The 8,873-nt window shown below is 57.3% G+C and carries 9 protein-coding genes and 2 pseudogenes; 7 read left to right on the top strand and 4 right to left on the bottom strand.

Annotated features, from left to right (window positions below):
• Window positions 1-89: 89 nt before the first annotated feature.
• Complete coding sequence (tnpB, locus tag APH25_RS21900) at window positions 90-362, bottom strand: IS66 family insertion sequence element accessory protein TnpB (protein ID WP_082428413.1); 273 nt, start codon at window positions 360-362, stop codon at window positions 90-92.
• A gap of 166 nt (window positions 363-528) precedes the next feature.
• Between tnpB and APH25_RS21895 the strand changes: the two are divergent.
• Window positions 529-1,008 (top strand): annotated as a pseudogene (locus tag APH25_RS21895) (SPFH domain-containing protein); the annotation flags it as partial.
• A 105-nt stretch (window positions 1,009-1,113) separates the two neighbouring features.
• Here APH25_RS21895 and APH25_RS21890 read toward each other — a convergent pair.
• Window positions 1,114-2,058, bottom strand: a complete 945-nt coding sequence (locus APH25_RS21890) for a hypothetical protein (protein ID WP_060483361.1) — start codon at window positions 2,056-2,058, stop codon at window positions 1,114-1,116.
• Between the two features lie 786 nt (window positions 2,059-2,844).
• Here APH25_RS21890 and APH25_RS21880 point away from each other — a divergent pair.
• Window positions 2,845-4,005 (top strand): site-specific DNA-methyltransferase, encoded by a 1,161-nt coding sequence (locus APH25_RS21880; RefSeq protein WP_060483359.1) that lies wholly within the window; start codon window positions 2,845-2,847, stop codon window positions 4,003-4,005.
• A 50-nt stretch (window positions 4,006-4,055) separates the two neighbouring features.
• Window positions 4,056-5,969, top strand: a pseudogene (locus tag APH25_RS21875) (DNA cytosine methyltransferase).
• Window positions 5,970-5,971: 2 nt separating this feature from the next.
• On the opposite strand, the gene APH25_RS25565 reads toward APH25_RS21875, so the two are convergent.
• On the bottom strand, window positions 5,972-6,625 hold the full coding sequence (locus tag APH25_RS25565) for a hypothetical protein (RefSeq protein WP_156333252.1): 654 nt from the start codon (window positions 6,623-6,625) through the stop codon (window positions 5,972-5,974).
• Window positions 6,626-6,831: 206 nt separating this feature from the next.
• Between APH25_RS25565 and APH25_RS25560 the strand changes: the two genes are divergently transcribed.
• From APH25_RS25560 to APH25_RS21855, 4 genes are read left to right on the top strand one after another with little or no spacing between them, the layout of a single operon-like run.
• Complete coding sequence (locus tag APH25_RS25560; RefSeq protein WP_156333250.1) at window positions 6,832-6,984, top strand: hypothetical protein; 153 nt, start codon at window positions 6,832-6,834, stop codon at window positions 6,982-6,984.
• Window positions 6,981-7,310, top strand: a complete 330-nt coding sequence (locus APH25_RS21865) for a hypothetical protein (RefSeq protein WP_060483357.1) — start codon at window positions 6,981-6,983, stop codon at window positions 7,308-7,310. Before APH25_RS25560 ends, APH25_RS21865 begins: the two co-directional genes overlap by 4 nt.
• Window positions 7,307-7,555: a hypothetical protein gene (locus APH25_RS21860; protein ID WP_060483356.1), complete on the top strand. Its 249-nt coding sequence runs from the start codon at window positions 7,307-7,309 to the stop codon at window positions 7,553-7,555. Before APH25_RS21865 ends, APH25_RS21860 begins: the two co-directional genes overlap by 4 nt.
• Window positions 7,552-7,971: a phage protein NinX family protein gene (locus APH25_RS21855; RefSeq protein ID WP_060483355.1), complete on the top strand. Its 420-nt coding sequence runs from the start codon at window positions 7,552-7,554 to the stop codon at window positions 7,969-7,971. The genes APH25_RS21860 and APH25_RS21855 overlap by 4 nt, the downstream gene beginning before the upstream one ends.
• 249 nt (window positions 7,972-8,220) lie before the next feature.
• Here APH25_RS21855 and APH25_RS21850 read toward each other — a convergent pair whose 3' ends face one another.
• Entirely contained in the window at window positions 8,221-8,694 is a 474-nt protein-coding gene (locus APH25_RS21850; RefSeq protein WP_060483354.1) for a hypothetical protein, read from the bottom strand.
• Window positions 8,695-8,873: the final 179 nt, after the last annotated feature.

Genomic DNA, 8,873 nt, shown 5'->3' with positions numbered 1-8,873 from the left:
CTGATCATCTGCTCGAGCAATTGCTTGAGCAGAACAGGATCGTCAGGGAGGGTTTCGGGCATGGAAATCATGCCACGGATTATACCGAATCAGGCAACGAAGCGAGGGGTCAAAACCTGATGCGGACGGTTACGCCAGAGGTCGAAGCCGTCGAGTAGCCAGTTCAGTTCCTGAACGGTCAGTACGATGGCCACGTCAGTCGGATCGGGTGAGGTTTTGAACCGTTCGGAGTCCAGGCGTTTGAGCCAGAGGCAGAAGCCGTTGCGTTCCCAGTACAAGATCTTCACGCGGTTGCGCGGCTTGTTCCGGAAGACGAAAAGCACCGGGTCGAACACCGCCACTTTGATATCGAGCTCGACCAGCGCAGCTAGGCCATCGATGGACTTTCGGAAGTCGACGGGCTTGGGATAGAGGTAAACTTTTCGACTTTGGCGTCGGGTCGCATCATGGTAAGCGAGCTCCAGAAAGAAATCGGGAGCGCAGCATCGGGGATCAGGTAAGCGCTTTGAATGTGGGGTTCATGGAGCGCTTACGAACGTATTCGGTCAGTACACAGCAGTAAATGCGGTGCAGAAGCGTGGCGAGCTGGTGACCGCCATCTTCTCAGCCATTAAGGCCGGCGTCTCTGGTCCGGTGGTGATCGACAGCGTGCAGGTGGAGAACATAGACTTCAGCGATGCATACGAGAAGTCGATCGAAGAGCGTATGAAGGCTGAGGTCGCGGTCAAGACCCGCGAGCAGCAGCTGGCCACGGAACAGATCCAAGCGCAGATCAGCGTCACCCAGGCCCAGGCCAAAGCCGATTCGGCGCTGGCCCAAGCGAAAGCGGAGGCTCAGGGCATCGAGCTACGTGGCAACGCCGAGGCCGCAGCGATCGAGGTCCGCGCTAAGGCGCTCTCAAGCAACCAGAACCTGGCAGAGCTAACTATGGCCGAGCGTTGGGACGGTGTCCTGCCGGTGACCGTTGAACCAAACGGTACACTGCCTTTCATTGACGTGAAAAAGTAAGGCCTCCGAGGCGCTGTCAACCAGCGCCTCAGTCGCTCCCAGACTCAAATCCATGGTCGATTGGATGGCTTGACCCCGAACCTACGTATTCGGAAATTGCCAATTTCAACCATTACTTAGATACGATTCATATTTTTTGGGGACGAGGGAAACCTCTCCCCATCCCAACCCTTTCACGCTCAGTCCTGAGCCGTTTTCTCTGATCCGGCCGTAGAACATTGCAAACCGACCTATTGAATCGAGGTTCAAATCGTGCGCGTCGGCTTCATCACGTGAAAGCATGATCGAAAAATCATCATAGCCTTCTTTCTCGGCAAACTTTAGCCTGATGAATCTGATATTATGCCCGTACTTTCCCGGATCATAAAGACCCACAATTTGACCGTATCCGAGGATAGGTAGAACGGTAACATCAAATAGGGTATCAACGTCGCGAAGTGCATCATTCAAAAGTTGCGCATGCTGAGCACCTGGCAGGAAATAATACTTATACAGGTTTTTATCAAAGTTGGTGCAAAGGCCCCGCACTGTAGTAATTCTGGAAGGCAGACTGAACATGATACCTCTATGCCTTGCGATAGGTACACTGGCCATCTGCCCGTCTTGATCTTCGACGGCCGTTTCATCGTAGGTCTCGGAATCTTTTTCAGGGCTAACGGGGCGGGTTTTGAGAAAACTTTCAACTATGACTAACTTCCCATCAACAACAGCTTGCGCCGCTTCCTCTTCGGAAGCGTAGCGTTTGCCTTCGGCCTGCTTAGTTCTCAACCCACATTCTGTGACAATATTCCTTCTGTGCCCGTAGTAAGCGTTTTTCCCGCGCTTGTTTGCGTCCTCCCTCTCGGGAGACCGAAATAATGGGCAGGAACATTCCGGACAAAAAATATCGCCTTTCATTTCCGCTTCATACTCGGAAACAAGAACTACCTTCCCGCCACTGCGCAACACCGCTTCGCTATCTCTCTTGAAGACCCACCCGGGAAGGTGCAGCGCATGCTTTATACGATTACTGGCCCAGTTTTGCTCTTTTTTACCGGATCCATCAGCCATACGACTTACTCCATGTCTATCAACTGTCTAAATTAAACACGCCAAACGACCCGAACGCGACATAGGTTGAGGCCATCCAATGCCTACAGATAATCGATCCAGCTGAGCCGAGATATTCAGCGTGCGGCGCTAACTGCGGCGCGACCGCGATCTGGACACGGAAGATGCCCTGAGCGTGCTCGACGAACTCTGGAGGTTCGCCACACCATCTCCGTGTGCGGTGGCGTCCCATACGAGTTCAAGCCCACGGACTCTACCTGCCGGCCGAAGCGATGGATCGTATCCCCACCGGGATTATCTCTGTCACATCAGCGCAGCTGTTCAGCAGGCTCTGGCGAAACAGTACCTGTAGCTCCCTGCCCCTTCGGCACCCCGACTGGGCTATCGCGGAGCGTTGTCCAAGCGCCACTGAGCCAGTTCACGCACCTGGGCGCTGAACAGTCCCGAGAATCGGGGCTGTAGTACGTGCGACTCAACTGTCAGCTCGACACGATTCTCCGATAGCAATCTCTTGAGTCCAGTTTGGAAATCGCCGGAGGTTACCAGTTTGACGGCTGCTTCCACTGGCCCAAGCTGTCTGTTCATCCTTTCCCATATGCTCGGGTTGTACTTGATCCGATGGCACTCTTGAATGGCCTCTTCGATTGCCCTCGCGAATTCTGCTCTCAGCTCTTCCATGCACCACTCCTGATGTTCTTCCTGGCGCCTAAATGCCCTACGTAGCGTATCTCTCCTTATTGATCTACGCCAGCCTGCAAGGTGGCGCCTACTGGCATGGAGCGAACCATGACTTACACACTGCACCTTGGAAAATGCATCGAAGCCATGCGGGCCATGCCTGGAAATTCGGTCGACAGCATTGTCACTGATCCGCCATACGGCCTGAGATTCATGGGTAAGCGCTGGGACTACAACGTGCCAAAAGTCGACACTTTGGTCGAATGCCTGCGAGTGCTCAAACCTGGCGGCCACTTACTAGCATTCGCGGGAACCCGCACCCAGCACCGTATGGCCGTCCGCATCGAGGATGCCGGGTTTGAGATTCGCGACATGATCGCCTGGGTCTACGGATCTGGCTTCCCCAAGTCGCACAACCTGGACGGCGACTGGCAAGGCTGGGGCACTACGCTCAAGCCTGCTCTGGAGCCGATCACGGTCGCCCGCAAGCCGCTTGCCGGCACCGTGGCGGCGAACGTGCTGGTGCACGGTACCGGCGCACTCAACATCGACGCCTGCCGCGTCACGCCAACTGGTGAGAGCCGGGACAGGTCGGACGAGGAAAGTCAGGACAAGCGCTACGCCAACTCTGGATCAACCAACTTTGCGGCAAAGCCCGGAGTGCGTGGCAGCAATCCCTTGGGACGCTGGCCAACCAACCTAGTGCACGATGGTAGCGATCTAGTCCTGGCCTCATTTCCCGATGCTGCCGGCCAGCAAGGTGACCTGAAAGGCCATAGCAAAGACCGGGCATCAAAGGGGATTTTCGGCGACATGAAAGCCGCCCGGGACGCTTTTGCGCGAGGAGACTCAGGCAGCGCGGCGCGGTTCTTCTACTGCGCCAAGGCCAGCCGTGCAGATGGTAACGACGGGCTGCATTCTGATGGACAGCCAGCCGTAGCAGCCCACGCCACCATGCGAGAGCGAGAGCAAGCAGACTGGCCCAAACGCAATGGTAACCATCATCCCACGGTCAAGCCTACTGACTTGATGGCCTACCTCTGCCAGCTAGTCACCCCGGCCGGCGGCATTATTTTGGACCCATTCATGGGCAGTGGCAGCACTGGCAAAGCTACCATGCGAGAAGGCTTCCAATTTGTCGGCTGCGAACTTGACCCGGAGTACTTGGCGATCGCCAAGGCTCGTATCGAGTATGAGCAGGCCAAGGTTACCGCAGCACTCGAGAGCGCTGCAGCTAACGAATCGCAGTTGAGCCTATTCGGCAGCTGACCAACCCATTCCTTTCCCATTCAGTCACGCCACCCCGGCGAGGAACGCCCATGCGCGCGAAACGCAAGCGCGACCCCAGCGACTTCAAAACCCAGTACGGCCTGGGCTTCAACCCACAAGATGACGAACTCGTCGTTGACTCCTTCTGCGGTGGCGGCGGTGCTGGTACCGGCCTGGAGATAGGGTTGGGCCGCCCAGTGGATGTGGCCAAGAACAACAGCCCGGCCGCTATCAGCATGCACACCGCCAACCACCCGGCGGCTCGGCACTTCACCACCGACGTGTTCGAAGGTGATCCAGACGAAGAATGCCAGGGCCGAGCCGTTGGCTGGTTCCACATTAGCCCCGACTGCACACACCACAGCCGCGCAAGCGTGAGATCCGAAACCTGTCGTGGATCGGCCTTAAGTGGGCCGGCAAGAAAAAGCCCCGGGTGATCAGCCTTGAGAACGTCAAGCAGATCCTTCAATGGGGCCCGCTGATTGCCAAGCGCGACAAGGCCACCGGTCGGGTGATGAAGCTGGACGGCACTATGGCCGCAGTCGGGGAGCGCGTACCAGTGCAAGAGCAGCTCCTGGTGCCCGACCCGAAGCGACGTGGCATCACCTGGCGGCGCTTCGTGCAGCTGCTTGAGGGCATGGACTACCAGGTGGAATGGCGGATCATCAAGGCCTGCGACTTTGGCGCGCCAACCAGCAGGGAGCGCCTGTTCATGATTGCTCGCTGCGATGGCCAGCCCATCGTATAGCCAGAGCCGACCCATGCCAAGAACCCCGCCAAGGGGCAGCAGAAGTGGCGCACCGCCGCCGACTGCATCGACTGGAGCGTGCCCAGCAAGAGCATTTTCGGCCGCAAGAAAGAGCTGGCAACCGCAACGCTGCGCCGGGTGGCCAAGGGCATGAAGAAGTTCGTGCTGGACAACCCGCAGCCATTCATCGTCCCGATCGCGAACTGGCCGGGCGAGCTGTCCCAGTCTGCCGACGAGCCGCTGCGCACCGTCACATCATGGCCACGTGACGGCTCGTTCGCGATGGCAAGCCCCACCCTCGTTCAAACGGGATAAGGCGAGCGTGCCGGGCAGCAGCCCCGCGTGCCTGGCCTGGACAAACCACTGGGCACGATCGTCGCCGCCGGCGCCAAGCACGCGTTGTCGAGCGCGGTAATCCTGCCAGCCACGCACCAGGGCGCCGACCGAGTGAACGACCCCAGCGAGCCGCTGCCCACGGTCACGGCCGCCAATCGAGGCGAGCTAATGATGGCAAGCCCGGTAATGGTCGGGGCCGGCGGGCCGGTGTATGCAGGCCATCCTGTGAGTGCTGACCAGCCTATGGGTACCTTGATGACCCGCAGCCATCGCGCCCTGGTGACGGCCTTTATTGAGCAGGCAAACGGCGGGTTCAATATGACGCCAGGCCGCAGCATGGATGACCCCATGAGCACGGTCACTAACACCGGCAGCCAGCAGCGCCTGGTGACGGCGAGCCTAGCCACGCTTCGCCGCAACTGCATTGGTCGAGCCATCGACGACCCGGTATAGACCATGACCGCCGGCGCCGAGCATCACGCCCCGGTCGAATACAAGCTGTCGCCGGAGCATGAAGAAGGTGCCCTGCGGGTCGCGGCATTCCGTCAGCTACTACGGAGCCAGCCACGCCAGTGATGCCAGCGAGCCGCTGCCGACAATCACCACCAGGGACCGCCTTGCCCTGGTTACCGTGTTCGTGAAGGGCACGCCCTACGTGATCGTCGACATCTGCCTGCGCATGCTCCAGCCGCATGAGCTGTACCGGGCCCAAGGCTTTCCTGCCGACTACGTGATCAATCGCGGCGCAGACGGCAAGCCATTCACCAAAACCGAACAGGTGCATATGTGCGGCAACAGTGTGAGCCCGCCGCCCATGGCCGCCATCGCCAAAGCGAATGATCCTTGGTTAGCCGTGCTAGGTACTAAGTCTGCTGCATAAAATTATTTCACCACTCTTAAATGAGGCCGCTCGCTCGGGTGGGGGGAGAACTCTTTTTTTGCTTCAGCAACCACCTTTGCGATTTCTCTCAAATAGATCTCACACAATTCCACGACCGGGAGATTGCGAAGCTCCGAAGATATGTTCTCAGGGAGGCTATGAAAAACCTGTTCAAATCGTCCAATCGACTGGGGAATGGCTATGTAATATTTGATAGTCTCCCCGCCACCAATGTCCATCTCCCACCCTGATCCACCGTTAGAATCTCCCATGAAGAAAGAGGTTGCTTGGAACGGGGGCTGCTCTAGCTTCGGTAGATCAGAACTGCTGAAGTTCTTAACCACACCGCTTACCGCTACATCTAATCGCCCCTGTTTCTCAAGATTATTCCGGGCCTCAACAAAATATTTCATTAGCGGATCAGCACGCAGAGACGCCTGTATTGGTTCATACCAAGAGTTGAACCTCTGCTCCCCAACGATTGACCGTAGATTTTGTATAACAAACGTCACAGATCTGCCGAAGACCAATACATTCCTCAATCCGGCTGATTTTTGTGAAGGATCTGATTGCTTTAGAGCCCGTAGTCCAAAGTAGGCTGTATCAAGCACTTCTTGAGCCCGCTTGAGAGCAACAACCACTGACTGCTCATTCATTCCGCCCCCTCAGAACAATGAAATATTGATAGCCTCATGCCATCAAATGGCTTGATATTAGCTGATTACCAGGCTTTCACGAAATAAGCATCACTGCAAAATCGGAATTTTCGGCTGTAATTTCTCTCCCCTCTATTTACTGCCGCGATATGGCGGCCAAGGAACTGCCGTGGGCAGAACAATCATCCTGACTGGGAAAAGCCGTAGTGAACTTCCGTAAGGTCATGGAGGACGTGTCTGATGACGAGGTCCAGGACCTGGTAAGCATGGCCGACACCAGGGGGGACCAGATCACCGAAGACGACCTGCTCGACATCGAGGGGATTCACGACGACGTGACTATCGAGGTGAAGGAATGACCCGCCTCGCCCTCTGGCTCCTGCTGCTGGCCACCCTGGCCGGTTGCATCGAGCAACCCGGCCACCAGGAAGTCAAGGAAGACAAAGCCCAAGCCGTCACCTGCTGGCAGTCGGACAGCGGCATGGCCTGCCCTCCCAACTGGATGCTCGCACCGCCAGAGCCGGATAAATGCCTGATCAATGACCTGGGCAAGTCCGAGGCCTGCCGGAAGCTCTTCAAAGAGAACGCCGGCAACCAGCGCCAGCTCTCCCCGCACGAAACCCAACCCGAACCTACACCCGCTCTGGCGCCTGGGCGCTGGATTGATGAGAGGTATGAGCTGTGAAAGATGCATCAGCATTCGGCCGCGACATGTCGATCATGCTTCGGCCAACCTTCGACGATGTTTCAGCAGCTAACGGTTTCGACGGCCCAATTGAAAAAGGCCAGCTCTGGGCAGGGTTCATGGCCGCGGCAAACGGCGCAATGTATGCACAGCTAGGCGCCGTCAATGCTCGCATCATCAACGACGCGATCCGCGACGCAGTTACGGACGTTGCCCGGAGCAAACTGCAGGTTCTGAAGCCATGACCGACCTGATCGAAGTGAAGACGATAGACCTAGCCGGCGAGGCGCTTGGATGGGCCGTGGGCAAGGCTGAAGGGCTGGACGTGTACTTGGAGCAGCCCGGCTACAACAGCGTGCCCTTGCGGGTGTTCGTCCGGCACCAGGGCGAGGCCACCATGCACACCAAGAGCTACAACCTTTGGGAAGACTGGGCGCTGGCTGGCGCGCTTTTGGACAAGCACTGTATCATCGTTATCTACGCCTTCGAAGAGTACGAGGCTCTGATTGGTATGAGCGGAAGCGGGTACCACCCAAGGTCAACCATCGCTGTATGCCGCGCCATCGTCGCCGCCAAGCTCGGCGATACCGTCCAGGTGCCGAAGGAGCTGCTGATCGACATCAAGAAGGAGGCCACATGGGATACATCAACCCGCTCCTGAAACTGCCAGCGGGCCGGGCCCTGCTGAAGTTGCCGCCCAAGGACAGGGCGCGGATCGAAGCAGTGCTTCGCGAACTGCGTGCCCAGGCTGACGCCGAGGCAGAAAACTCTTGGCTACGCCGCAAGGGCCTATGGCCGCTTATTGGCGCGCCGTCTCGACTTCCGCCCGTCACTTGGCGCATGCCCTTTCGCGCAACGCCTAGCCGGGATCCCTTTACTTACAACGCAAGCCCGCAGATATTGGCAAGGTTCAGGGCCTTGCTGAGTATTTCAAATATGTCAGGGCGTCGGCGAATCGCTGAGCTCGTACTAAGCTCCCTGTACGGATAGAGCCAAGTTCATGGCCATCGTTTCCCCGAATGATGACCGTAAAGCGATTAGATCGGCCACGCCTCTGATAAATCGAGATACCCTCGATAGAGCTTAGGTAGATTCGTCTACTGGCGTCCTTTGTCAGGCTTCTGCTGCTGCCTGCTGCAATGGCGCCCGCTCCCAGCGGAACCGCCGATACAAGTCCAGAAGCCTCCGAAATAACACCGTCGGACAAGATGATAACTTTGTCAGTGATCACGATCGACTGAGGTCGGAACTTCTTTCCATAGTCCTCGAAAAAAGACTGCTCGACAAAGTCGATTGCTTGCTGGCGGTCATTGAATGCAGCTGCGGACGGCACATAGCTCAAGCGTTGGCTTCCGCAGCCGGCCAGTGTGAAGGCCAGCAGCATGGCTGCACACCATTTGATTCCATACGACATGTGGCCCCCTTGCTCTTGAAAAGAAGCCGGAGGTTAACCCGCGCGTCAATGAATTATCCATATCCCAACTTGCCGCGTGGAGACCATCTCGTGGATATCGAAAGAACCGGTGACGTCGACAAAGTCACCGAAAAGCGACTTGCCGAACT

The sequence above is a fragment of the Pseudomonas sp. NBRC 111119 genome (assembly GCF_001320125.1).
GTDB lineage: Bacteria > Pseudomonadota > Gammaproteobacteria > Pseudomonadales > Pseudomonadaceae > Aquipseudomonas > Aquipseudomonas parafulva.
This window is presented reverse-complemented; position numbering and strand designations above follow the sequence as displayed.

What these genes read in the sequence shown, in the direction of transcription:
- APH25_RS21890 (WP_060483361.1), bottom strand. Translation starts at nt 2,058, where the DNA reads ATGGCTGATGGATCCGGTAAAAAAGAGCAAAACTGGGCCAGTAATCGT.
- APH25_RS21880 (WP_060483359.1), top strand. Translation starts at nt 2,845, where the DNA reads ATGACTTACACACTGCACCTTGGAAAATGCATCGAAGCCATGCGGGCC.
- APH25_RS25565 (WP_156333252.1), bottom strand. Translation starts at nt 6,625, where the DNA reads ATGAATGAGCAGTCAGTGGTTGTTGCTCTCAAGCGGGCTCAAGAAGTG.
- APH25_RS21865 (WP_060483357.1), top strand. Translation starts at nt 6,981, where the DNA reads ATGACCCGCCTCGCCCTCTGGCTCCTGCTGCTGGCCACCCTGGCCGGT.
- APH25_RS21855 (WP_060483355.1), top strand. Translation starts at nt 7,552, where the DNA reads ATGACCGACCTGATCGAAGTGAAGACGATAGACCTAGCCGGCGAGGCG.
- APH25_RS21850 (WP_060483354.1), bottom strand. Translation starts at nt 8,694, where the DNA reads ATGCTGCTGGCCTTCACACTGGCCGGCTGCGGAAGCCAACGCTTGAGC.